At 68.1% G+C, this 25,055-nt stretch carries 26 protein-coding genes and 1 tRNA gene; 10 read left to right on the top strand and 17 right to left on the bottom strand.

From position 1 onward, the window contains the following. Window position 1: 1 nt before the first annotated feature. Complete coding sequence (locus CQ034_RS12705) at window positions 2–565, bottom strand: nitroreductase family protein (RefSeq protein WP_029273975.1); 564 nt, start codon at window positions 563–565, stop codon at window positions 2–4. Continuing rightward, window positions 562–966: a peptide-methionine (R)-S-oxide reductase MsrB gene (msrB, locus tag CQ034_RS12700; protein ID WP_029262749.1), complete on the bottom strand. Its 405-nt coding sequence runs from the start codon at window positions 964–966 to the stop codon at window positions 562–564. The genes CQ034_RS12705 and msrB overlap by 4 nt, the downstream gene beginning before the upstream one ends. A 71-nt stretch (window positions 967–1,037) precedes the next feature. Here msrB and CQ034_RS12695 point away from each other — a divergent pair, with 71 nt between their 5' ends. From CQ034_RS12695 to groL, 4 genes are all read left to right on the top strand, one after another. Next, the gene (locus CQ034_RS12695; protein WP_105711328.1) at window positions 1,038–2,030 is read left to right on the top strand and encodes a DUF2332 domain-containing protein; all 993 of its coding nucleotides are present in this window, start codon (window positions 1,038–1,040) and stop codon (window positions 2,028–2,030) included. Window positions 2,031–2,039: 9 nt separating this feature from the next. Then, window positions 2,040–2,297 carry a DUF3263 domain-containing protein gene (locus CQ034_RS12690; RefSeq protein WP_029262747.1) on the top strand — a complete coding sequence of 86 codons (258 nt, stop codon included), beginning with the start codon at window positions 2,040–2,042 and terminating at the stop codon, window positions 2,295–2,297. An 89-nt stretch (window positions 2,298–2,386) separates the two neighbouring features. Next, window positions 2,387–2,965 carry a LytR C-terminal domain-containing protein gene (locus CQ034_RS12685; protein WP_029273976.1) on the top strand — a complete coding sequence of 193 codons (579 nt, stop codon included), beginning with the start codon at window positions 2,387–2,389 and terminating at the stop codon, window positions 2,963–2,965. 124 nt (window positions 2,966–3,089) lie between these two features. Beyond that, entirely contained in the window at window positions 3,090–4,709 is a 1,620-nt protein-coding gene (groL, locus tag CQ034_RS12680; RefSeq protein WP_029262745.1) for a chaperonin GroEL, read from the top strand. Between the two features lie 67 nt (window positions 4,710–4,776). Here the strand turns inward: groL and CQ034_RS12675 are convergent, their stop codons facing one another. From CQ034_RS12675 to CQ034_RS12665, 3 genes are all read right to left on the bottom strand, one after another. Then, window positions 4,777–5,064, bottom strand: a complete 288-nt coding sequence (locus CQ034_RS12675) for a WXG100 family type VII secretion target (RefSeq protein ID WP_105711327.1) — start codon at window positions 5,062–5,064, stop codon at window positions 4,777–4,779. A gap of 120 nt (window positions 5,065–5,184) precedes the next feature. Continuing rightward, window positions 5,185–6,885, bottom strand: a complete 1,701-nt coding sequence (locus tag CQ034_RS12670) for a cell wall metabolism sensor histidine kinase WalK (protein ID WP_105711326.1) — start codon at window positions 6,883–6,885, stop codon at window positions 5,185–5,187. 59 nt (window positions 6,886–6,944) lie between these two features. Then, entirely contained in the window at window positions 6,945–7,637 is a 693-nt protein-coding gene (locus CQ034_RS12665) for a response regulator transcription factor (protein ID WP_029262742.1), read from the bottom strand. Window positions 7,638–7,731: 94 nt separating this feature from the next. Between CQ034_RS12665 and CQ034_RS12660 the strand changes: the two genes are divergently transcribed. Next, window positions 7,732–8,748 carry a CPBP family intramembrane glutamic endopeptidase gene (locus tag CQ034_RS12660; RefSeq protein WP_051662630.1) on the top strand — a complete coding sequence of 339 codons (1,017 nt, stop codon included), beginning with the start codon at window positions 7,732–7,734 and terminating at the stop codon, window positions 8,746–8,748. Window positions 8,749–8,772: 24 nt separating this feature from the next. Here the strand turns inward: CQ034_RS12660 and CQ034_RS12655 are convergent, their stop codons facing one another. From CQ034_RS12655 to CQ034_RS12645, 3 genes are read right to left on the bottom strand one after another with little or no spacing between them, the layout of a single operon-like run. Further along, window positions 8,773–10,413 (bottom strand): DNA repair helicase XPB, encoded by a 1,641-nt coding sequence (locus CQ034_RS12655; RefSeq protein ID WP_029262740.1) that lies wholly within the window; start codon window positions 10,411–10,413, stop codon window positions 8,773–8,775. A 36-nt stretch (window positions 10,414–10,449) separates the two neighbouring features. Further along, entirely contained in the window at window positions 10,450–12,162 is a 1,713-nt protein-coding gene (locus tag CQ034_RS12650) for a helicase-associated domain-containing protein (RefSeq protein ID WP_105711325.1), read from the bottom strand. Between the two features lie 10 nt (window positions 12,163–12,172). Continuing rightward, on the bottom strand, window positions 12,173–12,448 hold the full coding sequence (locus tag CQ034_RS12645) for a multidrug ABC transporter ATPase (protein ID WP_105711324.1): 276 nt from the start codon (window positions 12,446–12,448) through the stop codon (window positions 12,173–12,175). Window positions 12,449–12,566: 118 nt separating this feature from the next. On the opposite strand from CQ034_RS12645, the gene CQ034_RS12640 reads away from it, so the two are divergent. Next, entirely contained in the window at window positions 12,567–12,947 is a 381-nt protein-coding gene (locus CQ034_RS12640) for a cold-shock protein (protein WP_029262737.1), read from the top strand. Beyond that, window positions 12,931–13,512 (top strand): DUF3027 domain-containing protein, encoded by a 582-nt coding sequence (locus CQ034_RS12635; RefSeq protein WP_105711323.1) that lies wholly within the window; start codon window positions 12,931–12,933, stop codon window positions 13,510–13,512. Before CQ034_RS12640 ends, CQ034_RS12635 begins: the two co-directional genes overlap by 17 nt. Window positions 13,513–13,522: 10 nt before the next feature. Here the strand turns inward: CQ034_RS12635 and serC are convergent, their stop codons facing one another. Then, window positions 13,523–14,635, bottom strand: a complete 1,113-nt coding sequence (serC, locus tag CQ034_RS12630) for a phosphoserine transaminase (protein WP_105711322.1) — start codon at window positions 14,633–14,635, stop codon at window positions 13,523–13,525. Between the two features lie 101 nt (window positions 14,636–14,736). Between serC and CQ034_RS12625 the strand changes: the two genes are divergently transcribed. The 3 genes from CQ034_RS12625 to CQ034_RS12615 all read left to right on the top strand — a co-directional run bounded on the left by CQ034_RS12625 (window position 14,737) and on the right by CQ034_RS12615 (window position 17,355). Beyond that, window positions 14,737–15,438 carry a metal-dependent transcriptional regulator gene (locus CQ034_RS12625; protein WP_029262734.1) on the top strand — a complete coding sequence of 234 codons (702 nt, stop codon included), beginning with the start codon at window positions 14,737–14,739 and terminating at the stop codon, window positions 15,436–15,438. Between the two features lie 360 nt (window positions 15,439–15,798). Further along, complete coding sequence (locus CQ034_RS12620; protein WP_036303711.1) at window positions 15,799–16,548, top strand: M23 family metallopeptidase; 750 nt, start codon at window positions 15,799–15,801, stop codon at window positions 16,546–16,548. 309 nt (window positions 16,549–16,857) lie between these two features. Beyond that, window positions 16,858–17,355: an HNH endonuclease gene (locus CQ034_RS12615; protein ID WP_105711321.1), complete on the top strand. Its 498-nt coding sequence runs from the start codon at window positions 16,858–16,860 to the stop codon at window positions 17,353–17,355. Window positions 17,356–17,528: 173 nt separating this feature from the next. Here the strand turns inward: CQ034_RS12615 and CQ034_RS12610 are convergent. From CQ034_RS12610 to CQ034_RS12575, 8 genes are all read right to left on the bottom strand, one after another. Beyond that, a tRNA-Arg gene (locus CQ034_RS12610) sits at window positions 17,529–17,601 on the bottom strand. 42 nt (window positions 17,602–17,643) lie between these two features. Next, the gene (locus tag CQ034_RS12605) at window positions 17,644–19,830 is read right to left on the bottom strand and encodes an MMPL family transporter (protein ID WP_105711320.1); all 2,187 of its coding nucleotides are present in this window, start codon (window positions 19,828–19,830) and stop codon (window positions 17,644–17,646) included. A gap of 60 nt (window positions 19,831–19,890) precedes the next feature. After that, window positions 19,891–20,784: a prenyltransferase gene (locus CQ034_RS12600; RefSeq protein WP_105711319.1), complete on the bottom strand. Its 894-nt coding sequence runs from the start codon at window positions 20,782–20,784 to the stop codon at window positions 19,891–19,893. Continuing rightward, complete coding sequence (locus tag CQ034_RS12595; protein ID WP_105711318.1) at window positions 20,781–21,125, bottom strand: lycopene cyclase domain-containing protein; 345 nt, start codon at window positions 21,123–21,125, stop codon at window positions 20,781–20,783. The genes CQ034_RS12600 and CQ034_RS12595 overlap by 4 nt, the downstream gene beginning before the upstream one ends. Continuing rightward, window positions 21,122–21,469 carry a lycopene cyclase domain-containing protein gene (locus CQ034_RS12590; protein WP_105711317.1) on the bottom strand — a complete coding sequence of 116 codons (348 nt, stop codon included), beginning with the start codon at window positions 21,467–21,469 and terminating at the stop codon, window positions 21,122–21,124. Before CQ034_RS12590 ends, CQ034_RS12595 begins: the two co-directional genes overlap by 4 nt. After that, on the bottom strand, window positions 21,469–23,070 hold the full coding sequence (crtI, locus tag CQ034_RS12585; protein WP_105711316.1) for a phytoene desaturase family protein: 1,602 nt from the start codon (window positions 23,068–23,070) through the stop codon (window positions 21,469–21,471). Before crtI ends, CQ034_RS12590 begins: the two co-directional genes overlap by 1 nt. Then, complete coding sequence (locus CQ034_RS12580; protein WP_105711315.1) at window positions 23,067–23,975, bottom strand: squalene/phytoene synthase family protein; 909 nt, start codon at window positions 23,973–23,975, stop codon at window positions 23,067–23,069. Before CQ034_RS12580 ends, crtI begins: the two co-directional genes overlap by 4 nt. Then, window positions 23,972–25,054 carry a polyprenyl synthetase family protein gene (locus CQ034_RS12575; protein WP_105711314.1) on the bottom strand — a complete coding sequence of 361 codons (1,083 nt, stop codon included), beginning with the start codon at window positions 25,052–25,054 and terminating at the stop codon, window positions 23,972–23,974. Before CQ034_RS12575 ends, CQ034_RS12580 begins: the two co-directional genes overlap by 4 nt. Between the last annotated feature and the right edge of the window lies 1 nt (window position 25,055).

The following is a 25,055-nucleotide window of genomic DNA, read 5'->3' as shown; positions in this document are numbered from 1 at the left end:
GTTACTTCTTCTTCGCCTTCTTCGCCCCGGCCTTCGGCATCCGCGTGATCAGCTTGCGTGCATCCACGGCCTTGCGGCGGCCGGGCTTCTTGCCCGCGGGCTTGCCTCCCACGTACAGCCAGCCGAGGAGTTCCTCGTTCTTGTCGAGGCCGTGTGCCTTGGCGACGGCCTTCGCGCGCGTGTAGTGCCCCGTGCGCCAGATGACGCCCCAGCCGGCTTCATCGAGGAGCAGGCTCAGGGTGTGGGCGACTCCGGAGGCGACGGCCTCCTGCTCCCACCGCGGGACCTTCTCGCTCTTGCGATAGCTGGCGACGACCGCGATCAGCAGCGGTGCGCGCAGCGGCTTCGACGACGGGGTCGCGTCTCCCTGAGCTTTGGCGATGGCAGCGCCGAGCATCTCGCGATCCGCTCCGCGCAGTTCGATGAGCCGCCACGGACGGAGCGAGGAGTGATCCGCGACGCGACCCGCTGCGGCGACGAACGTCAGCAGCTCTTCACGGCTCGGCGCCGTCTCGTCGACCTTCGACCAGGACTGACGCGCGCGGACCGCGTCGAGAGCACTCACGAGGCGTCGGGGGTGAAGTTCATCGCGATCGAGTTCATGCAGTAACGATCTCCGGTCGGCGTGCCGAACCCGTCGGGAAAAACATGACCGAGGTGCGAGCCGCAGTTGGCGCAACGCACCTCCGTTCGCACCATGCCCAGGCTGTCGTCCTCGATGAGTTCGACCGCGTCGGGGCGGATCGACTCGTAGAAGCTCGGCCAGCCGCATCCGGAGTCGAATTTGGTTCCACTCTTGAAGAGCTCCGCGTTGCACGCCCCGCAGGTGTAGAGGCCTGCGCGCTCCTCATCGAGCAGCTCACCCGTCCAGGCGCGCTCGGTCGCGGCCTGACGCAGCACGGCGTACTGCTCATCGCCGAGCTCGCGGCGCCATTCGTCTTCGGTCTTGTCCACGCTGTACGACATGTGTCCTCCTCAGTCGATTCCATTCTCTCTCGTCGGACGAGGCCTCGGGCGCTGCGCGTCAGAATGGACGGATGACGGATGCCGTGCAGGAGCGCTACGCGCGATTCGCCCGTGACGAGGCTCCGGGGCGGAGCGCGCTGTATGCCGAGTGGGCGGCGGGGGTCGCCGGGGATGAGGAGGTGCAGCGCATCCTGTTCCGGATCCCGGAGACGAGGCGCCAGCCGCCGCTCGTGTTCGCCGTGACCCGTCTGCTCGGCGTCCCGCTCGAGCCGTATGCGCGGTGGCGTGCTTTCGTGCTCCGGAATGCGGACGAGATCGTCGTCGAGTGCGCGCGCAGGTCTTTGCAGACGAACGAGCCGCTCCGTCTCGCGGTACTTCTGCCGGTGCTCTCCGAGATCGAGGGGCCGATCGCGCTTCTCGAGATCGGGGCGTCGGCGGGACTCTGTCTCTACCCCGATCGGTACTCGTATCGCTTCGTGGACGAGGACGGGGTGCTCCGCGCAGGCCTCGACCCGGCGGACGGCGTCTCGACGGTCGTGCTCGAGAGCCGGGTGACCGGTCCGTTTCCCGCGCTCCGAATGCCGGAGGTGGTGTGGCGTGCCGGGATCGACCTGGCGCCGCTCGATGCCGCCGACGAACGCGATCGGCGTTGGCTGCGCGGTCTCGTGTGGCCGGGGGAGCCGGGGCGCGAGGAGCGCATCGAGGCCGCCCTCGACATCGCAGCCGGTGATCCTCCTCTTCTGATGGAAGGGGACGCCGGCACGCACCTCGCCGCGCTGGCGTCGGCGGCACCCCCGCAGGCGACCCTCGTCATCACCACTCCTGGCGTGCTGGTGCACATCCCTCGGGTGGAGCGGACGGCGCTGATCGCGAGGATCTCGCGCATGGACGCCCGCTGGATCACGATCGATCCGCCCGCGGTGACCGACGCCTGGGAGCCGCCCGTCGATGCGGATCGGTGGCGGGGGTTCGTGGTGGCGCTCGACGGACGGGTCCGCGCGGCCGCGGATCCGCTCGGTCGATGGTGGGAGTGGCGACCCGGCCTGCCGGCGGATGCGTCCTAACCTGGAGCCATGCTCGGAGATCTCACGGAGCGCGATCGCGCGATCCTCGCCCTGGAAGCGGCATGGCCGCGTCACAGCGGGGCGAAGGAAGAGATCATCCGCGCCCAGCTCGGGATGAGCGCCGCACGCTACTACCAGCTGCTCGGACGACTGATCGATTCCGAATCCGCGCTCGAATACGATCCGATGCTGGTGCGCCGCCTCCGCCGACTCCGCGATTCGCGTGCGACCCGGCGCAGCGCGCGGCTGCCCGGTTTCGTCGGCTGAGGCTCTCCGGTGACTGCTCGCCGGCGACGCGCGCACCTCCGGCCCGGCGGCGAAACGGATTGACAGGAAGGTGCCGCTAGCATCGAGGGGTGTCAAAGCCCACCCGCGATCGCTTCGATGATGCTCCCCGTACGTCCGGACGGGTGGGAGCGCACCGTGCCGAAGCGCCGGGGATGAACGGCTGGGTCGTGCTGCTCTGGTCGTTCGTGGCTGCACTCGTGCTCATCATCGCCGGCATCTTCGGCTCGCTGGTGGTCATGGGCCGTGTCTCGCTGTTCCCCGACGCGGCGCCGAGCGCTGTGCCGACGCCGGAGGAGACGGGGATCGTCGACCCCAGCATCTCGGTGATGATCCTGAACGGCACGCCCGACGAGGGCGCCGACACGCGCATGCGCGACACGCTCATCAACAACGGCTGGGCTGCTGACAACGTCTTCGCGGGCGACAGCTCCAGTCAGGATTTCGCCAACACGACCGTGTTCTACGTCGAAGACGCGGACGAACTGGCAGCCGTCGGTCTGGCTGACCTCCTCGGCGGTGCAGCCGTGCAGCAGAGCGACTACTACTCCGGTCAGACGGAGGACGGACAGACGCAGTTCACCGTCGTGATCGGCCTCGATCGGTCGACCTCGGCACCTGAGACGCCGGAAGAGGCGCCTGCCTCCTGACGTCGGGATGCGCCCCGCCTCCGGCGGCTTGCACTCGAAGGTGTCGAGTGCCAGAATGGCGTTAGCACTCTCACACTCTGAGTGCTAAACCCAACGTCTACGTCCAGGAGGGACGAAAAAACTCATGGCAAAGATCATTGCTTTCGATGAGGAGGCCCGCCGCGGCCTCGAGCGCGGCCTCAACATCCTCGCCGACGCGGTCAAGGTGACCCTCGGCCCGCGCGGTCGCAACGTCGTCCTCGAGAAGAAGTGGGGCGCTCCCACGATCACGAACGACGGTGTCTCCATCGCCAAGGAGATCGAGCTGGACGACCCGTACGAGAAGATCGGCGCGGAGCTCGTCAAGGAGGTCGCGAAGAAGACCGACGACGTCGCGGGTGACGGCACCACCACCGCCACGGTCCTCGCACAGGCTCTGGTCCGCGAGGGCCTGCGCAACGTCGCAGCCGGCGCCGACCCCATCTCGCTCAAGCGCGGCATCGAGAAGGCCGTCGCCGCGATCACCGAGGAGCTCCTCTCGAGCGCCAAGGAGATCGACTCCAAGGAGCAGATCGCCGCCACGGCATCCATCTCCGCTGCAGACCCGGCGATCGGCGAGCTCATCGCCGAGGCGATCGACAAGGTCGGCAAGGAAGGCGTCGTCACCGTCGAGGAGTCGCAGACGTTCGGCACCGAGCTCGAGCTCACCGAGGGCATGCGCTTCGACAAGGGCTACCTGAACCCGTACTTCGTCACGGACCCGGAGCGCCAGGAAGCGGTCTTCGAAGACCCGTACATCCTCATCGCGAACCAGAAGGTCTCCAACATCAAGGACCTGCTGCCCATCGTCGACAAGGTGATCCAGGACGGCAAGGAGCTCGTCATCATCGCCGAGGACGTCGAGGGCGAGGCTCTCGCGACGCTCGTGCTGAACAAGCTCAAGGGCATCTTCAAGTCGGTCGCCGTCAAGGCTCCCGGCTTCGGCGACCGCCGCAAGGCGCAGCTGCAGGACATCGCGATCCTCACCGGTGGTCAGGTCATCACCGAGGAGGTCGGCCTCAAGCTGGAGAACGCCACGCTCGACCTGCTGGGCCGTGCGCGCAAGGTCATCGTCACCAAGGACGAGACCACGATCGTCGAGGGCGCCGGTGAGGCAGACCAGATCGAGGGTCGCGTCACGCAGATCCGTCGCGAGATCGAGAACACCGACAGCGACTACGACCGTGAGAAGCTGCAGGAGCGTCTGGCGAAGCTCGCCGGTGGCGTCGCCGTCATCAAGGCGGGCGCGGCCACCGAGGTCGAGCTCAAGGAGCGCAAGCACCGCATCGAGGACGCCGTCCGCAACGCGAAGGCAGCCGTCGAAGAGGGCATCGTCCCCGGCGGTGGCGTCGCGCTGATCCAGTCGGGCACGAAGGCTCTCGACGGCCTGACGCTCTCGGGCGACGAGGCGACCGGTGCGAACATCGTTCGCGTCGCGATCGAGGCTCCGCTCAAGCAGATCGCGCTGAACGCCGGTCTCGAGCCGGGGGTCGTCGCGAACAAGGTCTCCGAGCTCCCCTCGGGTCAGGGCCTCAACGCGGCCACCGGTGAGTACGTCGACATGTTCGCTGCGGGAATCATCGACCCGGCGAAGGTGACCCGCTCGGCGCTGCAGAACGCAGCCTCGATCGCGGCTCTCTTCCTCACCACCGAGGTCGTCGTGGCTGACAAGCCCGAGAAGGCCGCTGCTCCGATGGGTGACCCGTCGGGCGGCATGGACTTCTGATCCAGCCCTCATGACAGAACGCCCCCGGCTCCGGCCGGGGGCGTTCTGCGTTCGTGTCGGGCGAGGTTCAGCGGAACAGGCTGGCCGAGTACTGGTCGGCGTCCGCGTACTGAGAGGCTGCCGACCCGAGCGAGGTGCCGATCGAGTCGAGCACCTGTTCGACATGGAGCTGCGCGCCCTGCCACTGCTCCGCGCAGCCCTGGAAGGCGGTGGATGCACTGCCGACCCAGGAGGACTGCAGCTGCCGCAACTGCGCCATGAGCGTGGCCGACTCGGTCTGCAGTCGTTCGATGGTGGCTCTGGTCGCTCCGTGCGCGGCGTGGACGGCTTCGGTGTCGACGGTGAAGACGGACATGAGAACTCCTTCTGTTGGAGTTCCGACGCTAGGCGGGCTGGCCCTGCCCGCTCCGTCCCCAGGCCGCTCGCGCACAGCGGGTGTGCAGAACCACGAGCCACGGCGGGTCGTGCAGAGCCGTCAGGACAGGTCGAGCCGTTCCAGGGGCTGCGTGTCCTCGAGAAGGTGCTCGGGTGTGGCGCGGGCAGGCGCGAGAGGGAGCGTGACCGTGAACGTCGCTCCACCTCCCGGAGTCTCCGAGACGTCGACGCCGCCGTGCAGCGCCTTCATGATCGACGCGACGATCGCGAGCCCGAGGCCGGAACCGCCGGTCTCGCGTGCGCGGGACGTGTCGGCGCGCCAGAAGCGCTCGAAGATCTGCTCCCGGATCTGCGGGGGGATACCCTCGCCGTGGTCCACGATCGAGATGCTGCCGGTGCCGAGCACCCGGTCAGAATCGACGACGATCTCGATCGGGCCGTCCTCGGGGGAGAAGCGGCGGGCGTTCCCCAACAGGTTCGTCACGACCTGCCGCACCTTGTTCTCTTCGCCCAGAACGATCGGCGGGGTGCGCACGGGGATGTCGGGGATCTCGGTGAAGTCGATCGCCGGTGCCGGATCCGGCTGCCGCGGACGACGCCGCAGGCGCGAAAGCGCGGTGCGGGAGAGCCCTCGTGCGGGCGGTGTCGCCGGCTGATCCGGTTGAGGAGCAGCCGTGTCCTGTAGCTGGATGGGCGACATCGCCTCGACCGTGCGATCGATCACCGTCACTGTCCGCCCCGGTGCTGCGGCGCGCAGATCGAGAGCGGCGTCCCGGGCGATCGGTCGCAGGTCGAGCGCGACGATCTCGGGCTCGCGCTCTTCGTCCAGACGTGCGAGCGCGAGGAGGTCCTCCACCAGGACACCCATGCGGATGGCCTCCTTCTCGATGCGCTCCATGGCTCTGGCGGTGTCCTCCTCGCCCTTGATCGCCCCCATGCGATACAGCTCCGCATAGCCGCGCACGCTCACCAGCGGCGTGCGCAGCTCGTGGCTCGCGTCCCCGATGAATCGTCGCATGTGCTGAACGCTGCGGTCGCGCTGAGCGAGTGAGCCGTCGACGCGATCCAGCATCGTGTTGATAGCTGTGTTCAGTCGCCCGACCTCGGTGGTCGGTTCGAGGTCGGTCAACCGCTGCCGGAAGTCGCCTGCCGCGATGGACATGGCCGTCGCCTCGACCTGACCGAGCCTGCGGAAAGTGAGTGTGACGAGCCCCCGGGTGAGGAGTGCCGCGATGAGGATCGTGATCAGCGCGATCGTGATGTAGATGCCGAAGTACTGGCTGATGATGCGGTCGGCGGGTGCGAGCGGCAAGGCGACCAGTTGGATGCGCAGAGCACCGCCCTCCGACCCCACCACCGCGACTGCCCCATGGAAGACGCTGCCGTCGGCGCCGGGGATCTCGATCGGAATCTGATCGGTATCGGCGGTCGCCTTGGCGAGTGAGTATTCGGAGGGGAAGAGCGGGGCCTGACCCGATGTGCCTCGCGCAGTGGCACGGAGAACCCCTGTCGCGTCGTAGATCGCGAAGGAGAAGTCCCGCGGCTTCTCTTCACGCGGGGTATAGGTCGTGACGCCGTCGACCGTCGTGGCATCGAAGTACCGTTCGACCAGATCGCTGGACACCAGTGCGGGCAACTGCGCATCGATGTTGGCGACGAGTGCGTTGCGGAGGATCGGTACGGTTCCGAGACCCGCGACGAGAAGACCGAGAGCGAGCACCGCCACCGTGACCCCGGTGACCTTCGCGCGCAGGCTGATGCGGCGCCACCAGGCGGTGACCGCATCGGGCTTGTTCGCCATGCGGTCCTCCTCGGGCGTTCTGTACGCCGTGGGACGGCGCTGGTGGTCGGGGTCGGTCGTCAGACCGACTTGCCGACCTTGAGCATGTATCCGAACCCGCGCTTGGTCTGGATGAGCGACTCTTCGGTGTGCGGGTCGATCTTGCGACGCAGGTACGAGATGTAGCTCTCGACGATCCCGGCATCGCCGTTGAAGTCGTACTCCCACACGTGATCGAGGATCTGTGCCTTCGACAGAACGCGATTCGGGTTGAGCATCAGGTAGCGCAGCAGCTTGAACTCGGTCGGGCTGAGTTCGATCGGCTCCTTGCCGACGTGGACATCGTGCGTGTCCTGATCCATCGACAGCTCGCCCGCTCGGATGATCGACTCCTCGTCGGCCTGCATCGTGCGCCGCAGGATCGCCTGCGCCCTCGCGACGATCTCGTCGAGGCTGAAGGGTTTGGTGACGTAGTCGTCGCCGCCGGCGTTGAGGCCCTCGATCTTGTCCTCGGTGCCGTCCTTCGCCGTGAGGAACAGGATCGGCGCGGTGAACCCGGCGCCGCGGAGACGCTTGGTGACGCTGAACCCGTTCATGTCCGGGAGCATGACGTCGAGGATGATCAGGTCCGGCTCCTCTTCGAGGACGGCCGAGATCGTGGCGGCGCCGTTGGCCACCGTCTTCACCTGGAATCCGGCGAAGCTGAGACCCGTCGAGAGCAGGTCACGGATGTTGGGTTCGTCGTCGACGACCAGGATGCGCGGAGCAGTCATGTCCCCATTATGGTGACTTCGGCCATGCAGTTGCTGACTATTGTCCGGAACGGCGCGGAGTCGCGCACCTCTGCATCGTTGAGAGGATGGAAGCATGAGCTCGAACGAGGACGCCTCCGCCGCCCCCGCATCCGCCATCGCTCCGGCCGTGCCCTCGCCCGCCGAGCAGATCCCCTACCACCGTCTTGCACGCCTGCGACCGAGGTACCGCTGGTGGCGGATGCTCGTGACCGGAGTCGTCGGAGTGGCGCTCTACGTGGCGATCCTGCTCCTCCTGATCGTGCCGCTCGTCGTCGCCTCGCTGCTCGTGCCGGGTTGGGGAGCCGAGATTCAGGTTCTCCTCACGACGGTGCAGTACTTCGACCTCGATCGCCCCTGGCTCTTCCTCGCACTGGTGTTGCCCTTGATTCTGATGATCCCCGCGCTCCTGCTCGCGTCGCGCATCGTCGAGGGGCGCGGCGTCGGCCTGCTTTCCTCTGTCACCGGGCGGCTGCGGATGGGTTGGCTCGGCCGGAGCCTGCTGCTGGCACTCGCCGTGTTCGTCGTCTACTTCGCGGTCGTGCTCGGCGTGGCGGCCGCCACGGGCGAGGCGATCGTCGTCGACTTCTCCCACCCGGCGCTATGGGTCATGGTGCTGCTCGTGCTGCTGCTCATCCCGCTGCAGGCCGCCGCCGAGGAGTATGTGTTCCGCGGCTATCTGATGCAGCTCGTCGGTGGCTGGTTGCGGCATCCGGCCTTCGCCATCCTGCTCCCGGTGCCGCTGTTCGTGCTCGGGCACGGCTACGACATCTGGGGGGCGGCGAGCGTGGGCATGTTCGCGATCGTCGCCGCGTGGCTGACCTGGCGCACGGGCGGTCTGGAAGCGGCGATCTCCCTGCACATCGTGAACAACGCGCTCATCTTCCTGCTCGGCACCGTCAGCCTCGTCGATGCCAACGCCACCACGGGAACGCCCGTCGATCTGCTCGCGTCGACGGTCGCGATGGTCGTCTATGCGCTGCTCGCCGACCGGTGGGCGGGCAGGCTCGGCATCGTCCGCACAGCGAGCAGGGTGACGGGCGCCGGCGTCGGAAGCGGAACCCATCGCCTGGACCCGATGCTGCACGGCTGAGCGGTACAGCCGCCGGAGGGAGGCTCAGGCTGCGATCGCGTCCGAATCCATGATCGTGTAGCTGTACCCCTGCTCGGCCAGGAAGCGCTGGCGGTTCTGCGCATAGTCCTGGTCGATCGTGTCGCGCGCGACGAGGGTGTAGAAGCTTGCGGTGTGTCCGGACTGCTTGGGGCGCAGCAGTCGACCGAGTCGCTGCGCCTCCTCCTGGCGGGATCCGAACGAGCCGGACACCTGGATGGCGACCGAGGCCTCCGGCAGGTCGATGGAGAAGTTCGCGACCTTCGACACGACGAGGAGCGAGATCTCGCCCTCGCGGAAGGCGCGATAGAGCTCCTCGCGCTCGTCGATCGGGGTCGCACCCGTGATCTGGGGAGCATCCAGGGCGGCCGACAGCGACTCGAGCTGATCGAGGTACTGTCCGATCACGAGGATGCGCTCGCCCTGATGCTTCGCGATCAGCTCGCGCACCGCCTTGACCTTGGCCGGAGCGGATGCCGCGAGTCGGTACCGTTCGTCGTCGGTGGCAGCGGCGTACTCGAGGCGGTCGCTCGGCGGGAGGTCTACGCGCACCTCGTAGCAGGCGGCGGGGGAGATGAAGCCCTGCGCCTCGATCTGCTTCCACGGGGCGTCGAAGCGCTTGGGGCCGATGAGGCTGAACACGTCGCCCTCGCGGCCGTCCTCGCGCACGAGGGTCGCGGTGAGTCCGATACGGCGGCGGGCCTGGAGATCGGCGGTGAGCTTGAACACCGGCGCCGGCAGCAGGTGGACCTCGTCGTACACGATGAGGCCCCAGTCGAGGGCGTCCAGCAGCGCGAGATGAGCGTACTCGCCCTTCCGCTTGGCGGTGAGGATCTGATAGGTCGCGATCGTGACGGGCTTGACCTCTTTGGCCTGGCCCGAGTACTCGCCGATCTCTTCGGGAGTGAGGCTCGTGCGCTTCAACAGTTCGTCGCGCCACTGTCGCGCGGAGACGGTGTTGGTGACCAGGATCAGCGTGGTGGTCTTGGTCGCCGCCATCGCGCCGGCGCCGACGATCGTCTTGCCCGCGCCGCAGGGCAGGACCACGACGCCCGATCCGTCCTTCGAGAAGGCGTCGACGGCGTCCTGCTGATAGGGGCGGATGTGCCAGCCGTCCTCGGCGAGGTCGATCTCGTGCGGAGTGCCCGGTGTGTAACCGGCGAGATCCTCGGCAGGCCAGCCGATCTTCAGCAGTTCCTGCTTGATCTGCCCGCGCGCCCAGGCGTCCACCACGAAGACCTCGGGAGTCGGATGCCCGATCAGGAGGGGCTGAATGCGCTTGTTGTTCGCGACCTGGGCGAGCACGGCGGGGTCGGAGGAGCGCAGGATGAGGGTTCCCTCGTCGTCGCGCTCGATGACCAGCCGGCCGTAGCGGTTCACGGTCTCGCGCAGATCGACGGAGACCGACGGCGGAACGGGGAAGCGCGACCAGCGATCGAGCGTCTCCAGCATGTCTTCCGCGGTGTGCCCGGCGGCGCGTGCGTTCCACAGTCCGAGGCGGGTGATCCGGTAGGTGTGGATGTGCTCGGGGGCTCGTTCCAACTCGGCGAAGATCGCGAGTTCGTGGCGGGCGCTCTCGGCGTCGGCGTGGGCGACTTCGAGCAGCACGGTGCGATCGCTCTGGACGATCAGGGGGCCATCAGACATAGCTGTCCAGTTTACCGGTCGCGAGAGGCCCTGGGCCTACGGCGCGACGATCGTCGCTGCGAGGATGCTCGACACCGGGAGCGTGCGCTCGACGTCGGCCGCACGGTCCCGGCCGCGAAGACGACCACCACCCATCCCCGTGGCTTCGAGGAGGAGTTCTCGGGTGGAGCCGTCCGGCATCCCGACCGTGACCTGGAGGACGGATTTCGCGCGCACCGCCGCCTCGAGCTCCCGGTCGAGCCACGCGGCGTCGGCATCCGGGCCCTGGTGCGAACGCAGGCGTGTGATGAGGGGGGTGAGATCCAGGGTGTCCAGGTCGGGCAGCGTCGCCGGGGCGGCGGGGTGCCGTTCGCGCACCAGGAGAGCACCGTCCGCGCCGACCAGAGTCGCCGGATACCTCGCGTCGGTGAGCGCCCAGTACACCGTCTCGCGGCTGACGCGGGTGGTGAGCGACCCGACGTGCACCGCGAGCGCGAGCGGACGCAGCGACTGGTCGACGGCCATCGCCTGGATGAGGTGCGAATCCGTGCTCTCGATCCGCGTGCGACCGGTCTCCTCATCCGTGAACACGCGGACGAGGCCGTGTCGTTGAGCGGTCTGTGCGATCAGGTAGCCGAGCGGCTGCGGTATGCCTGTGAGGGAGAGGGAGCCGAGGAACTCGAGGATCGACTGCTCGGTCTCGCCGGCGACGAACGCGTGCGCCACCGATTCCGTGGTGAACCGGTACGACGATGCCTGGGCCGCTGACTCGCGGGCGGCGATCGTGCGAAGACGCACATCGAGTGCGGGTTCCAGCGGGCCGGGGGCGATCGCCGTGAGGTCGTTCTGCAGGAAGATCCGGTCCACTTCCGCCGGCAGCAGCCGCACGAGGGCCCGAGCGTCGGCATCGCCCCCGGTGCGCAGCCCGACGGCCCATTCCGGTTCGCTGCCGTCTTCGGCGATCAGCCCGAGCAGCCGCGCTGCCTCGTGCAGGACACGGGCGCGGTCGGGCCACGTCGGATCCCACGGATGCGCGTCGCTCCACGACTGTGGAGGCGTCCACCCGCCGTCGGGAGAACGGACGCCGCGCGGCAGGGCGTCGCGGAACGACGTCGCCAGCACGCTCCAGCGTTCGACCGCCGAGGAGCGCAGCCAGGCTTCTGCGGATTGGCTCGATCGCAGTCGGCGGTCCGCCGCGACCGCGAGCCCGGACTCGAGCGCGATCGACACCAGCGTGTCCACGATCTCCACGGGCACGCCGGCTTCGCCGAGCTGACGCTTCTCGCCCGCGTTCACGCCTCCGCCGGTGAGCAGCGAGAACGGATTCTCCCTCGCGACGAGAAGCAGGTCCGCGAGCACGGCGACCGTGGTGAACGCACGTTCTGCGGCGTGGGCCGATGCCGTCTCGGAGGAGGGGACGGCGGTCGGCTGATCGGCCGGGAGGTCCGGAACCGAGCGCCCCGCGAGCGCTGCGGTCACGGGGGGATACGGGGCGCCGTCCGCCCGGAGCAGGGCCAGTGCCGTCAAGCTCTCCTGCTGCACTCCGGCGCCCACGCCCGAGGCCGCGTCGATCAGCGCCTTCGCCTCCGCGGCGGTCAGCGAGGGAAGAACTTTCGACAGGGAGGTGGGGTCGAGGAGGGACTCGGCGGCGTCGAAGAAATCCTGCCAGCCGACGTCCGGTCGCACCCGGCGCGCCGTGAACAGTCGTCGGAGGTCATCGTCGCTCGCCTCCGACAGCCAATCCGCCAGCGGTCGCGCGTGAGTGCTCATGGCCGGTGCCTCACGAACGCGAAGACGCGCGGCCCTTCCGGATGAAGCTCATCGTGAGGAGGGTGATGATCATCACGAAGGCGAGAGGAAGGCCCCAATAGGGGATCGCGGCGATGAGAGGCCACACGCCATGGCCGAAAGCCTCTTGATCCATGCCGACCCAGGTGCCGATGATGATGGCGAAGAAACACACCACAGCGGCAGCGGCGATTCCGAGCGCGCCGAAGGTCAGGAAGCGGTCCACCCGACGGATGGGGACCTCCGGCTCGGAATTCTGCGTGCTCATCCGTCCCAGCCTACTCGTACTGCGCCCATCGGTTCCGCGGGCCGTGCGACCGGTAGGCTGGGGGGACGCGCACGAGCGCGCCCACTGTTCTGCATATCGATCTCAGCGAGGTTCTCCCATGCCCACCGGCAAGGTCAGGTTCTACGACGAAGACAAGGGTTTCGGCTTCATCGCCAGCGATGACGGCCAGGACGTCTTCCTGCACGCCTCCGCGATGCCTACCGGCACCGCTGTGAAGGCCGGTGCGCGCGTGGAGTTCGGCGTCGCCGATGGCAAGCGCGGTCTCCAGGCTCTGTCGGTGCGTGTGCTCGAAGCGCCGCCCAGCCTGTCGAAGGCCAAGCGGAAGCCGGCCGATGACATGGCGATCATCGTCGAAGACCTCGTCAAGCTGCTCGACGGCATCGGCGGAGACCTGCGCCGCGGGCGCTACCCCGCCTCCGGACACGGCCGCAAGATCGCTGCCGTCCTGCGCAAGGTCGCTGATGACCTCGAAGCCTGACGCCGACGCGCGTCTCGTCGGCGCCCACGATCTCGCCCTGGCAGCCCTGGGCGAGATCACTCCCGCGTCCACGGTCGGTCCCGCAGCCGGGTACCTCATCGAAGAGGACGGCTCTGTGTCGTTGCGGTTCGAGAACCGTCTGGCCGGCTACCCCGGCTGGTACTGGACGGTGACCGTCGCGCAGGTCGATGATGAGGATCCGACGGTCCTCGAGCTCGAGCTTCTGCCCGGCGACGGAGCCCTTCTGGCGCCGGAATGGGTGCCCTGGGCCGAACGTCTGGCCGAGTACCGCGCGCATCAGGTGGAACTCGCGGAGGCCGCGGCCGCCGCGGGTGACGAGAGCGCCGAGGATGCCGACGATCTCGATGACGAGGATGCTCTCGACGACGACATCCTCGACGATGACGACGATGACGACGATGAGCTCGACGATGACGATGACCGTGCTGCGGACATCCTCCACGCGGGCGATCTCGACGGGGTCGACATCGATGAGCTCGACGAATCCGACGACGACGCCGACGCCCTGGATGCGGACGCCGCTGAGGTCGACGAAGAGGAGTGAGTCCGGGCGCTCAGGCGCCCAGGTTCTCCAGCACGAAGTCGATCGAACGGGTGAGCTGACGCACGTCGTCCGGGTCGATCGACACGAAGGTCGCGACGCGTAGCTGGTTGCGTCCGAGCTTGCGATACGGCTCGGTGTCGACGATGCCGTTCGCCCGGAGGGTCTTCGCGATCGCCGCCGCGTCGATGCTGTCGTCGAAGTCGATCGTGGCGACCACCGGAGAGCGATGTGCGGCGTCCGTCACGAAGGGCGTGGCGATCGACGACGCCTCGGCCCAGTCGTACAGCACCGAGGACGACTCGGACGTGCGGGCCGCCGCCCAGGCGAGCCCACCGTTGTCGAGGATCCAGCGCAGCTGGCTGTCGAGCAGGTGCAGCGTGGTCAGTGCCGGGGTGTTGAGCGTCTGGTTGAGCCGGGAGTTGTCCACGGCGTTCTTCAGGCTCAGGAACTCGGGGATGTACCGACCGGATGCCGCGATGCGCTCGATGCGCTCGATCGCAGCCGGTGAAACCGCCGCGAACCACAGGCCGCCGTCCGAACCCAGGTTCTTCTGCGGGGCGAAGTAGTAGACGTCGGCCTGAGCCGCGTCGAAGTCGATGCCGCCGGCGGCGCTCGTCGCATCGATGACGGTCAGCGCGCCGTCGGCGTCGATGCGGCGGACGGGAGCGGCGACGCCGGTCGAGGTCTCGTTGTGGGGCCAGGCATAGACGTCGACACCCGGCACGGGCTCGGCGACGGTCAGGGACCCGGGCTCGGCCTTGCGCACGTCGGGTGCCGCGAGCCAGGGGGCACCGGCTGCGGCGGCGAACTTGCCGCCGAACTCGCCGAAGACGAGGTTCTGGCTGCGACGTTCGATGAGGCCGAAGGCCGCGGCGTCCCAGAAGGCGGTCGAGCCGCCGTTGCCCACCAGGATCTCGTATCCCTCGGGGATGCGGAACAGGGCGGCGAGCTGCTCGCGCACGCTGCCGACGAGGTTCTTCACGGGCGCCTGGCGGTGCGAGGTGCCGAGGATCGACGCTCCCGATGCGACCAGCGCCTCGAGCTGCGCGGGGCGCACCTTCGAGGGGCCGCAGCCGAAGCGGCCGTCAGCGGGCAGGAGGTCACCGGGAATCTCGATCGCCATGGGTCGATTCTAGAGGGCACCCGGCGGGTCGCCGGACCGGCGACGGATCCGATGTCGGTCCGGGAATGTAGGCTTGCCTAAGAACCCCGGAGGGCCTGCACATGACCGATCTGATCGACACCACGGAGATGTATCTCCGCACCATCCTCGAACTCGAGGAGGAGAACATCGTGCCGCTGCGCGCGCGCATCTCCGAGCGCCTCGGTCACTCCGGCCCGACGGTCTCGCAGACCGTGGGGCGCATGGAGCGCGATGGCCTCGTCATCGTCTCGGAGGACCGCACGCTCGAGCTCACCGACGCCGGCCGCCGCAAAGCCGTCGACGTGATGCGCAAGCACCGTCTCGCCGAGCGTCTGCTGTCGGATGTCATCGGACTCGACTGGGCATACGTGCACGAAGAGGCCTGCCGGTGGGAGCACGTGATGAGCGAGCAGGTCGAGCGCCGCCTGGTGGAGCTGCTCGGGCACCCGACCGAATCGCCCTACGGCAACCCGATCCCCGGCCTCGACCAGCTCGGCGACCTGCCGGCTCGCACCTTCGACGAGGGTGTCATCGGCCTCGTCCAACGACTCAACGCAGCGGGTGAGCCCGTCGAGGGGACCGTTCGTCGCCTCGCCGAGCCCGCGCAGGTCGACCCGGAGCTGCTGGAGCAGCTGCGCGATGCCGGTGTGGTTCCGGGTGCGCACGGCGACTTCCGCTTCAGTGAGGGGTATGTCCTCATCCAGATGGACGGCAAGGAAGACGGTCTCGAACTCCCCGTGGAGCTTGCATCGCACATCTTCCTCGTGGGCGAACCCGCCTGATCCGGCACGGATTCCGTGCCTCGCAGCGGCATGTGGAGTGCTCCTGATGCGGCCTCTGCGACGATTGTCAGGTTCCCGGGGTGACACGATCGTTATCTTCCGGTAACCTCGGTCGAGTCGCCAGCGAAGAAGCCCGCTGGAGATGGACCGCGAAGATACGCCTTTCAGGCTCGTCGTCTTCACGGCAGGAACGCACAAAGTACCCGAGATACGTTCGTGCCACGAGAGCAGAGTGCCGACGAGCCAGCGCTACCCGAAAGCGCTAGGGCCCAGGAGGACCACGTTTTGGCCGCAGACATCGAACAGCCCGCGAAGAAGACATCTGGAGACCGAGTGAGCGCACGACGCGCAGGTGCGCGGGTGACCGCTCGCAAGGCCGTCAAGCCACTCCGATCCATCGCCATCTTCGGGGCCGTCGGTGCGCTCGTCGCCGGCATCGCTCTTCCTGCGTTCGCGCAGTCGAAGCCGAGCGAAGCCGCTCCGACGACGTTGCAGCAGCTGGCCGCGGTCGACGCGCAGTCCCTGGTGGTGGCCTCGCAGGCCACAGCTGCTCCCTTGAGCCGAGGCTCCTTCAGTGCGACGACTCCCGAGGAGATCGCGAAGAAGAAGGCAGAAGAGGCCGCTGCGGCTCGCGCGGCCGCTGCCGCAAAGGCATCGACGGCGTCCTCGTCTGCCCAATACAACACGGCCGGCTACGCGCTGACCTCCCCGGGCTCGGGTGAAGTCCGCTACCCGCTCCCGATGGGCTCCTGGAACGTCAGCCGCACGATCGGCGGCGGGCACAACGGTGCCGACATGCTCGCTCCCGCGGGCACCCCGATCTATGCCGCCGCTGCCGGAGTCGTCCGCGCTTCCGCCGAGAGCATCGGCGGCTACGGCGTCGCCGTCATGCTCGACAGCGTCGTGGGCGGTCAGCGAGTGCAGACGACCTACGGTCACATGATCTACGGTTCGCGCCAAGTGCAGGTCGGACAGTCGGTAGCGGCAGGACAGCTGATCGGCTATGTCGGCAGCACCGGACGCTCGACCGCCAACCATCTGCACTTCGAGGTCTGGATCAACGGCGGACTCGTCGAGCCCATGTCGTGGCTCTCGGTCAACGCCGGCTGATTCCCGGACACGCCTCGCTCCATTCACCCTCCGTTTCGCCCCGCATACAGCCGGATGGGTTAGCCTGATCCCGTTGTCGTACAGGTGGGAGAGGCTGATGGAGCGAATACCGACCATCCGAACCATGGATGCCCTCGGTCGTCACGTCCTTCTGCATAGCCCGCGGGGAAGCCACGGCGTCGCCGTGCGCGAAAGGCGCTGTCTTTAGACGGCGCCTTTTTTCGTCCCCACGATCGCTCTGCCACCTGGGCGACCTCGTGTGAGTCGAGAGTGCCGGGAAGCCGTCCCGGCGGATCGAGAGGATGACGAATGCGCACACTGGTCCTGAATGCCGGATACGAGCCGCTCGCGATCGTGTCGTTCAAGCGAGCCCTGGTGCTCGTGATGAATGACAAGGCGACCGTGATCGAACGCGTGGAAGACGACCCCGTCTGGGGCACCCACGGCGTGTATGAACGTCCGGCGGTCATCATCCTCGCTCGGTACGTCCGGGTGCCGACGAGCAGACGCGTGCCGGTCACCCGCCGCGGTGTGCTGCGTCGTGACAATCATCGATGCGGCTACTGCGGGAAAGCGGCTTCGACCATCGACCACGTACTGCCGCGTTCGCGCGGGGGAGCGGACTCCTGGGAGAACCTGGTGGCCTGCTGTCTACGCTGCAACAACGTCAAGAGCGATCGCACACCGCAGGAGATGCGCTGGCAGCTGCGATTCACCCCTCGTCCTCCGCACGGCACCGCCTGGACGGTGCGCGGAACCGAGCGCAGTGACCCGCGGTGGGAACGGTACCTGGCACTGGCGGCGTGACGTCGCGTGCCTTCGAGTCCTCCACCGGCCCCTCCACGCGCCGCGGGATGGTGAGGCGCGGAACGGTGGGAGCAGGGGCGGCGCGTGGAGCATCCTGGCCGGCGGGGCCCGCTGACGAAGGGCCTGAGACGTCGAAGAGGGGCCACCCTCCGGGCGGCCCCTCTTCGACGTCGTGCCCTCGACAGGATTCGAACCTGCGACCTGCCCTTTAGGAGAGGGCTGCTCTATCCCCTGAGCTACGAGGGCGTGCGTCCAGTCTAGGCGACCGTCCGCACGCCCCCTCGCGCATCAGTCCTCGCCGCGGCGCCACAGCTTGGAAGGCCACCAGATCGCCTTGCCGATGTCGTACGTCAGCGCGGGGACGAGCAGCGAACGGACGACGAACGTGTCCAGCAGCACCCCGAACGCCACGATGAAGGCCAGCTGCACCAGGAACAGGATGGGGATCACCGACAGCGCGGCGAAGGTCGCCGCGAGCACGAGACCCGCTGACGTGATCACCCCGCCCGTGATCGACAGGCCCCGCAGGATCCCCTCTCGGGTGCCGTGCTGCTTCGACTCCTCGCGGACCCGCGTCATCAGGAAGATGTTGTAGTCGATGCCGAGTGCCACGAGGAACACGAACCCGAAGAGCGGAACGGCGGGGTCCGCACCGGGGAAGTCGAAGATTCCGTTGAACACGAGCGCGGAGACACCCATCGCGGTTCCGAACGACAGGACCGTCGTCAGGATCAACAGCACCGGCGCGAGGATCGACCGCAGCAGCAGCATGAGGATCAGCATGATCACGAGGAGGATCACGGGGATGATCAGGTTGCGGTCATGGATGGAGGCATCGTTCGTGTCGATCGAGGTCGCGGTGACGCCACCCACGAGTGCCTTCGTGTCGCCGAGGTCGGAACGCACCTCTCTCACGGTGGCGGCAGCGGCGGCCGAGTCGGCCGCGTCGGTCAGCGTGCCCTGAAGCAGCACCTGCCCGTCGACCGTCGTGGGGTCGGGGGCGGGGGTGCCCGGCGGGCCGACGGCCGTGATGCCGTCCTCGGTGACGGGGGCGGTGCCGCTGGGGGAGTCCGCGGCGGCGACGGAGACCGCATCGATCCCGTCGTTCGCGAGCAGGACGTCCGCGGCATCCTGCAGTCGGTCCTCGTCGACGACCACGTACACGGGGCTGCCGGATCCGCCGGGGAAGTGCTCGCCCAGAGCCACCTGACCGTCGCGGGCTTCCGAGGCACCGAGCACCAGGTCCGATTGCGGCACCCCGTTCGCGTCGAGCTGTGTGACACCTGCCGCGCCGGCGACGAGGACCAAGGTCGTCACGATCCAGATGACCCGTGGGCGCCGCTTGATGAGTCCCGCCAGCCGCGCCCACAGTCCCGTCGTGCGCATGCCGTGCTCTGCGGCGACCACTTCCGGTTCGAAGCGCGGGCGTCGCGGCCAGAACACGGCGCGACCGAACAGCAGAAGCAGGGAGGGAAGCAGGGTGAGGGCGGACAGCATGGCGAAGACGATGCCGATCGCCGCGACGGGGCCGAGCGTGCTGTTCGACTTCAGGTCGCTGAGCAGCAGACAGAGGAGTCCGGCGATCACGGTGCCGCCCGAGGCCGCGATCGGTTCGACCGAGCCCTTCCACGCCGCCAGGAGTGCGACGCCCTTGTCCTGCGCCACCCGGAGCTCCTCGCGGAAGCGTGCGACGAGGAGCAGGGCGTAGTCGGTGGCGGCGCCGATCACGAGGATGAAGAGGATTCCCTGCGTCTGGCCGCTGAGAAGCAGCACCTCGAACTTCGCCAGCCACCACACCACGAGGAGCGCCACGCAGAGCGCGAACAGGCTCGTCGAGAGCACGACCAGCGGCAGCAGGAACGAGCGGTAGACGAGTACCAGGATGACCAGCACCGCCAGGAGTGCGACGCCGAGGAGCAGCCCATCGATCCCGGCGAAGCCGGCGACCAGGTCGGCGCTGAACCCCGCGGGTCCCGTGATGTACACGCTGATGCCGTCCGGGACGGCGGCGCGCAGCTCGTCGCCCAGTGCCGTCGTCGTGTCGGCCAGCTCGGCGTCGCTGTCGATCGGGATGAACGCCTGTACGGCCTGCCCGTCATCGGAGGGGAGGGCGGGAGACACGTCCTCGCCGACGCCCTCCACGGTCGAGGCCTCGGCCACCGCATCCGAGATCGCATCGAGTTCGCTCTGCGTGAGCTCGTCCTCGGACGTGAAGACGGCGATCGCCGGGATCGAGTCGCTGTCGTTGAATTCACCGAGCAGCTGCTGCACCTCGGTGGCCTGCGCGGATTCGGGGAGGTACGTCGTCTGCTCGTTGGAGGAGACCTCATCGATCTTGCCGAACAGTGGACCGCCCAGAGAAGCGCCCACCAGCCACACGAGGATCAGAGCCACGGGGATGAAGACCCGCGCCCAGGAGTGCTGCCGCGAGCGCTCCCTGAGGGGTGGAGTCGGTGGGGAATCAGGGCGGGACATCAGGTGCCTTTCGGGGAGGACGGTCGTTCAGAAGCAGGAGTCAGGAGCAGGAGGCAGGAGTCAGGAGATCCACGCGAGGATCAGGATCATCGTCGCGAGGAAGCCGGCGAAGTAGTTGAGGGCGATGAACCGGCGCCAGGCGCGATTCGTCGACGCGGAGCTGCCATCGTCGACGTTCCACCACGGTGCTGCGTTGACCACGTAAGGCAGAGCGAGGACGGCGGCGAGCGGGCCGGGCCAGGGGGTGAACAGCATCGCCGCACCGGCGATCGCCCAGAGCCCGAGGGAGAGCCGAACCGTCGCACGCGCCCCGATGACGGTGGCTGTCGAGGAGATTCCGCCTTCGCGATCGGGGCCGATGTCCTGCACGGCACCGAAGGCATGGGCTGCCATGCCCCACAGGAAGAAGGCGCCGAGTGTGATGATCGTGCCGATCGTCACCGGTGCGCCGACCAGGGCGAGAGCAACGATCGCCGGACTCACGAAGTGCGTGCTCGAGGTGATCGAATCGAGGAACGGCCGCTCCTTGAAACGCAGCCCCGGTGCCGAGTAGGCGATTACGGCGAACACGCTGACGGCGAGCCAGAACCAGGATGCCGGGTTCCCGACGATCACGAGGTAAACGAGGAACGGGATGTTCGTGGCGGCCGCCGCCCAGAGCGTAGCGCGATGGATGCGAGGCGCAAGGAGCGCACCCTCGATGCCGCCCTTACGGGGGTTCGCCAGATCGGAGGCGTAGTCGAAGACGTCGTTGATCCCGTACATCGCGAGGTTGTACGGGACGAGGAAGTAGAGGGTCCCGATCACCAGGGTGATGTCGAGTTCTCGTGTGGCGAGGAGATAGGCCGCCGCGAAGGGGAACGCGGTGTTGATCCAGCTGATCGGCCGCGAGGAGAGCACGATCTGCGCGAGATCCCGTCCGAAGGTGCGCTCGCGTGCGGATCGGGCGTTCATCCGCGGGCCTCGTCATTCTCGGTCGAGACTTCGCGCGCTCGCCGCCGTGCGCGCAGAGCCGTCCACAGGGCGGGAAGGAGCAGCGCGCCTGCGAGCGGATACGCGAAGTCCTCGATGGGGGCGAGGCCGATGTGCAGACCGAGCAGGGGATCCTGTGCGTAGTGGAACAGCCCACTCGCGATCATCAGCGTGTCGAAAACGGCCGTGAGGAGGAACAGGACGAGCACCGTCAGCAGGACGGCCGCGGGCACGGGTCCGCGTCGGCGGGAGGCGAGGGCCAGGACGATGCCACCGCCGGCGGCGACGAGGAGGAAGCAGGCTGCGATGTGGATGTAACTCATGCGTCACCGGCCTTCGTACGGAGCCGGTCGCGCCTCCGAGCGAGCAGGCGGGCGGAGCCGGTGTAGATGACCATCGTGCACACGATGAGGAAGAGCAGGAACACCGGTTCCTCCACGGGCAGTTCCGGTGCGAGCACCAGACCCGTCGCGATCGCCGCGTCGCCGCGGAGGAAGATGCCGTTCACGATGCCCGCCGCGTCCCACAGGAGGAAGAAGACGAGGCCGACCACCGTGACGACGGCGGCCGAGAGCGCATCCCGCCAGAAGAACAGCCGGAACCGCCAGTCCAGAAGCAGCATGCAGCCCAGCGAGACCAACAGCGCGGTCAGGTACAGCGCGCCCATCAGGAGCCCGCCGTCCCGATCGTGGGGGCATCCGGTTCCGGGAGTGGGCCAGGGGAGTGATCACCGCGGAGACGCTTCAGGACGATCTCGGCACTGATCAAGCACATCGGCACGCCGACGCCGGGCGCGGTCGTGGCACCGGCGTAGAAGAGTCCCTGCACCCGCCTGGACGCGTTCTGAGCACGGAACATCGCACTCTGGGAGAGGATGTGCGCCGGCCCGAGCATCCCGCCCCGCCACGAGCGGTAGTCGTCGCGGAAGTCGGCCGGCCCTTTGGTCTCGCGCACGACGATCCGCTCACGGAGATCGGGGATGCGTGCCCACGTCGCGACCTGGTCGATGGCGGCATCGGCTGCTCGCTCGATCTCCGCGGACCCCGACCCATCGGATCCGCCATGCCCGAGCTCGACATCCGCCGGAACGGGAACCAGGATGAACAGGTTCTCGTGGCCGGGCGGCGCGACATCGGGGTCGGATGCGCTCGGTCGGCAGACGTAGGTCGAGGCCGGGGCGGGGACGGACGGGGTGGGGCCGAAGATCGCGTCGAAGTTCGCATCCCAGTCGTCGGTGAAGAACAGCGAGTGGTGAGGGAGTTCGGGCAGGGAGCCTTCTACCCCGAGCATGACGAGCACCCCGCCGGGACCGCTCGTGCGGCGAGTCCACCACGACTCGGGATAGCTCTGCAGTGATCGCGGCAACAGCCTGGTCTCGGTGTGGTGCAGGTCTGCGGCGGAGACGACGATATCGGCGAGCTCGACGTGGGAGGTACCCGATCCGTCCACCCAATCGACGCCGGTCACGCGTGTTCCGCCGTCCCCATCCTCGGTGCGGATGCCGGTGACGTCGGCACCCGTGACGACCCGGGCTCCCGCATCGCCGGCCAGGGCCTCGATCCGTTCGATGACCCGCCAGAACCCGCCCTGTGGGTAGCTGACGCCCTGGTCCAGGTCGAGGGAGCTCATCAGGTGGTACATCGCGGGAGCGCTGCGAGGGTCTGTGCCGAGGAACACCGCCGGGTAGCCGAGGATCTGACGCACGACCGGATGCCGGAAACGACGAGCCGCGAAGGACTGCAGCCGGGTGCCGAGCAGCGTGAACAGACGGGGTAGCGCTCGAAGGACCTCCGGCGCCAGGAGCGACCGTGTCCGGGTGAAAGGGTTGTAGAGGAAGTACTTCTGCGCCATCTCGCCGGCATGACGTGCCGACTGCAGGTAGGAGTCCAGCGCCGGGGCAGAACCCGGTTCCAGATCCTCGAAGAGGCGCGTGACGGCCTGCCTGCCGGCGGGCACCGTCACCGCGCCGCGCGTCGGATCCTCTGCGGTCGGTTCGCGGAACACGCGATAGCCGGGATCCAGTCGGGTGAGGTCGAGCTGCTCCTCGGTCGTGGTGCCCATCATCGCGAAGAAGTGGTCGAAGACCTCGGGCATCAGGTACCACGACGGTCCGGAGTCGAATCGGAAGCCGTCACGCTCCATCGTTCCGGCCCGCCCGCCGACGCGGTCGTTCTTCTCGAGGACGACGACCTCGTGCCCGTCCCGTGCGAGCAGTCCCGCGGTCGCGAGGCCGGCGACGCCCGCACCGATCACCACCACACGGCTCATCGGTCGCGCTCCATCGCGGTCACGGCTACCGCGCGAGCGGCGAGCACGGCCTTGATCGGGTCGGGCACCCGCACCCGTCGTCGGTACAGGACCTCGGCCGGTGTCTTCGCAACGCGGCGGGTCAGTGCGGCGAACAGCGCCAGCGCGCTGCGCACGGCCGCGCGAGCATCCTTCGGGAGCAGGGGGATCGCCGCACGGGCGTCGGCCAGCTGGCGCAGGATCGTGTCGACCCAGTCGTCCCGGTCTGCGTCGGTCAGACGCGTGGTGCCGCCGAGGTAACCGCGGTGCAGACGATCCGTGTCGTCGGCGAGGTCGCGCAGGAAGTTGACGTTCTGGAAGGCTGCGCCGAGCTGTCGCGCACCGCGTCGGAGGGTCTCGAGCTCCTCGGGTGTGCGGGGCGAGTCCCGCAGGAATACCTGAAGGCACATCAACCCGACGACCTCGGCGGACCCGTAGACATATGCCGCGTGGGCGTCGGCGTCGTAGGCGGCGAAACCCGTCTCACGGTCGATGTCGGCACTCATCGAATCGAAGAAGGGCGTGGTCAGGTCTTCGTCGATGTCGCACTCCCGGGCCGTCCGCGCGAAGGCGTGCAGGATCAGGTCGCTGCTGTATCCGCTGCGCATCGAGCGGTGAGTCGCTTCCACATAGGAGGCGAGAGCTGCCGACTGCGCCGCGCTGTCGAGCCCGGCCTCGGCGGCGACACCGTCGACGATCTCGTCGGCGATGCGCACCATCGCGTAGATGTTGCGCACATGTTGACGATGTCGCCGTCCGAGAAGTCGGGTCGCGAGTCCGAACGACGTCGAGTAGGTGCGGATCACGTCGCTCGTCGCGATCTCCGCCGTGCGGCTGAATCGGCGGAGGGCGGCGTCGTCGGAGGGATCGTGGGGGATGGTGGTCATCGCTCGCGACCATCGACGCGGGAGGCCAGTGCGCGGATCGTCCGTCCGGCGGCCGGTGGGAGTGTGCCCTCGGACTCCGCGTCGCGGAGAACGGTCGATGCGGCCTCGAGGTGCTCGCGGACGAGCCCACGCACGAATGCCTCGGCGCCGCACTCGCGCAGTCGATCGCGAGCTCGGGAGCCGTCCGCGCCGCTGAGATCGGCTCTGCCGAAGTGCTGTTCGATCCCCTCCCAGTGGCTCGTCATGCGGGCATATGAGATGATCGCGGTCTCCTTGCCTTCCCGCAGGTCCGAGAAGGGATCCTTGCCGTGTTCGTCGGGGTCGCCGAACACGGAGAGCAGATCATCCTGCAGCTGATACGCGAGGCCGAGGTGTCGGCCGATCGTGGTGAGTCGCTGCTCGGTCGCCGCCGACGACCCTGCCAGCACGGCTGCGGCGCGCAGCGGAAGCACGAACGAGTACGTCGCCGTCTTGTAGGCGCTCGTCGAGAGGATCGTTCGTAGATCCGGAGTGATCATGCCGTCGCTGAGAGCGACATCGGCATGCTCACCGGCGACGGTCTCGAGGATGGTCTGCTCCAGAAGCGAGAGCAGGCGATCGCGTGCGTGCACGGAGACGTCCACCCGGGCGAACCCCAGCACCGCCGAAGCCAACAGGAGATCGCCGAGGAGGATCGCGCTCGATCGCGCCCAGTGCAGTTTCGGTGCGGCAGGGGCGTCCGGCCGACCCGCGACGAGAGTGCCGATCAGGTTCGGTCCGCGCCGGCGGATGAGATCTCCGTCGATGACATCGTCATGCAGGAGGAAGGCGAAGTGCAGCAGCTCGACCTCGGCCGCGACATCGATCGCGGACTCGCTCGCCTCCGCCGAGAGCGGGTGCGGTGAGAGGGCCTGCGCCAGGTCGACGAGCAGTCGCGGCCGGATGAGTTTGCCGCCGAGTGCGTGCTCGGCCGCCACCGTCCACAGCTCCGTGAACCCGGGGCCGTATTTCTCCGCCGCTGCCGTGTGCGCGGAGAAGCGTCGCCGCAGCGCGGCTTCGATCCGTGTCCCGAGTGCTTCCTCCGTGGCTGTCGCGCTCATT

Source organism: Microbacterium sp. MYb45, assembly GCF_002979655.1.
Taxonomy (GTDB): Bacteria; Actinomycetota; Actinomycetes; order Actinomycetales; family Microbacteriaceae; genus Microbacterium.
Note: the sequence above shows the minus strand (reverse complement) of the source record. Positions and strands in the feature narration are given on the sequence as shown.

Excerpts from the sequence above, each read along its gene's own strand:
- CQ034_RS12655 (WP_029262740.1), bottom strand. The coding sequence starts at position 10,413 with ATGTCTGATGGCCCCCTGATCGTCCAGAGCGATCGCACCGTGCTGCTC.
- CQ034_RS12645 (WP_105711324.1), bottom strand. The coding sequence starts at position 12,448 with ATGAGCACGCAGAATTCCGAGCCGGAGGTCCCCATCCGTCGGGTGGAC.
- CQ034_RS12590 (WP_105711317.1), bottom strand. The coding sequence starts at position 21,469 with ATGGGCGCGCTGTACCTGACCGCGCTGTTGGTCTCGCTGGGCTGCATG.
- CQ034_RS12580 (WP_105711315.1), bottom strand. The coding sequence starts at position 23,975 with ATGACCACCATCCCCCACGATCCCTCCGACGACGCCGCCCTCCGCCGA.
- CQ034_RS12600 (WP_105711319.1), bottom strand. The coding sequence starts at position 20,784 with ATGAACGCCCGATCCGCACGCGAGCGCACCTTCGGACGGGATCTCGCG.
- CQ034_RS12595 (WP_105711318.1), bottom strand. The coding sequence starts at position 21,125 with ATGAGTTACATCCACATCGCAGCCTGCTTCCTCCTCGTCGCCGCCGGC.
- CQ034_RS12695 (WP_105711328.1), top strand. The coding sequence starts at position 1,038 with ATGACGGATGCCGTGCAGGAGCGCTACGCGCGATTCGCCCGTGACGAG.
- CQ034_RS12665 (WP_029262742.1), bottom strand. The coding sequence starts at position 7,637 with ATGACTGCTCCGCGCATCCTGGTCGTCGACGACGAACCCAACATCCGT.
- groL (WP_029262745.1), top strand. The coding sequence starts at position 3,090 with ATGGCAAAGATCATTGCTTTCGATGAGGAGGCCCGCCGCGGCCTCGAG.
- msrB (WP_029262749.1), bottom strand. The coding sequence starts at position 966 with ATGTCGTACAGCGTGGACAAGACCGAAGACGAATGGCGCCGCGAGCTC.
- CQ034_RS12625 (WP_029262734.1), top strand. The coding sequence starts at position 14,737 with ATGACCGATCTGATCGACACCACGGAGATGTATCTCCGCACCATCCTC.
- CQ034_RS12650 (WP_105711325.1), bottom strand. The coding sequence starts at position 12,162 with ATGAGCACTCACGCGCGACCGCTGGCGGATTGGCTGTCGGAGGCGAGC.
- CQ034_RS12615 (WP_105711321.1), top strand. The coding sequence starts at position 16,858 with ATGCGCACACTGGTCCTGAATGCCGGATACGAGCCGCTCGCGATCGTG.
- CQ034_RS12690 (WP_029262747.1), top strand. The coding sequence starts at position 2,040 with ATGCTCGGAGATCTCACGGAGCGCGATCGCGCGATCCTCGCCCTGGAA.
- CQ034_RS12675 (WP_105711327.1), bottom strand. The coding sequence starts at position 5,064 with ATGTCCGTCTTCACCGTCGACACCGAAGCCGTCCACGCCGCGCACGGA.
- CQ034_RS12635 (WP_105711323.1), top strand. The coding sequence starts at position 12,931 with ATGACCTCGAAGCCTGACGCCGACGCGCGTCTCGTCGGCGCCCACGAT.
- serC (WP_105711322.1), bottom strand. The coding sequence starts at position 14,635 with ATGGCGATCGAGATTCCCGGTGACCTCCTGCCCGCTGACGGCCGCTTC.
- CQ034_RS12670 (WP_105711326.1), bottom strand. The coding sequence starts at position 6,885 with ATGGCGAACAAGCCCGATGCGGTCACCGCCTGGTGGCGCCGCATCAGC.
- CQ034_RS12640 (WP_029262737.1), top strand. The coding sequence starts at position 12,567 with ATGCCCACCGGCAAGGTCAGGTTCTACGACGAAGACAAGGGTTTCGGC.
- CQ034_RS12575 (WP_105711314.1), bottom strand. The coding sequence starts at position 25,054 with ATGAGCGCGACAGCCACGGAGGAAGCACTCGGGACACGGATCGAAGCC.
- CQ034_RS12660 (WP_051662630.1), top strand. The coding sequence starts at position 7,732 with ATGAGCTCGAACGAGGACGCCTCCGCCGCCCCCGCATCCGCCATCGCT.
- CQ034_RS12605 (WP_105711320.1), bottom strand. The coding sequence starts at position 19,830 with ATGTCCCGCCCTGATTCCCCACCGACTCCACCCCTCAGGGAGCGCTCG.
- crtI (WP_105711316.1), bottom strand. The coding sequence starts at position 23,070 with ATGAGCCGTGTGGTGGTGATCGGTGCGGGCGTCGCCGGCCTCGCGACC.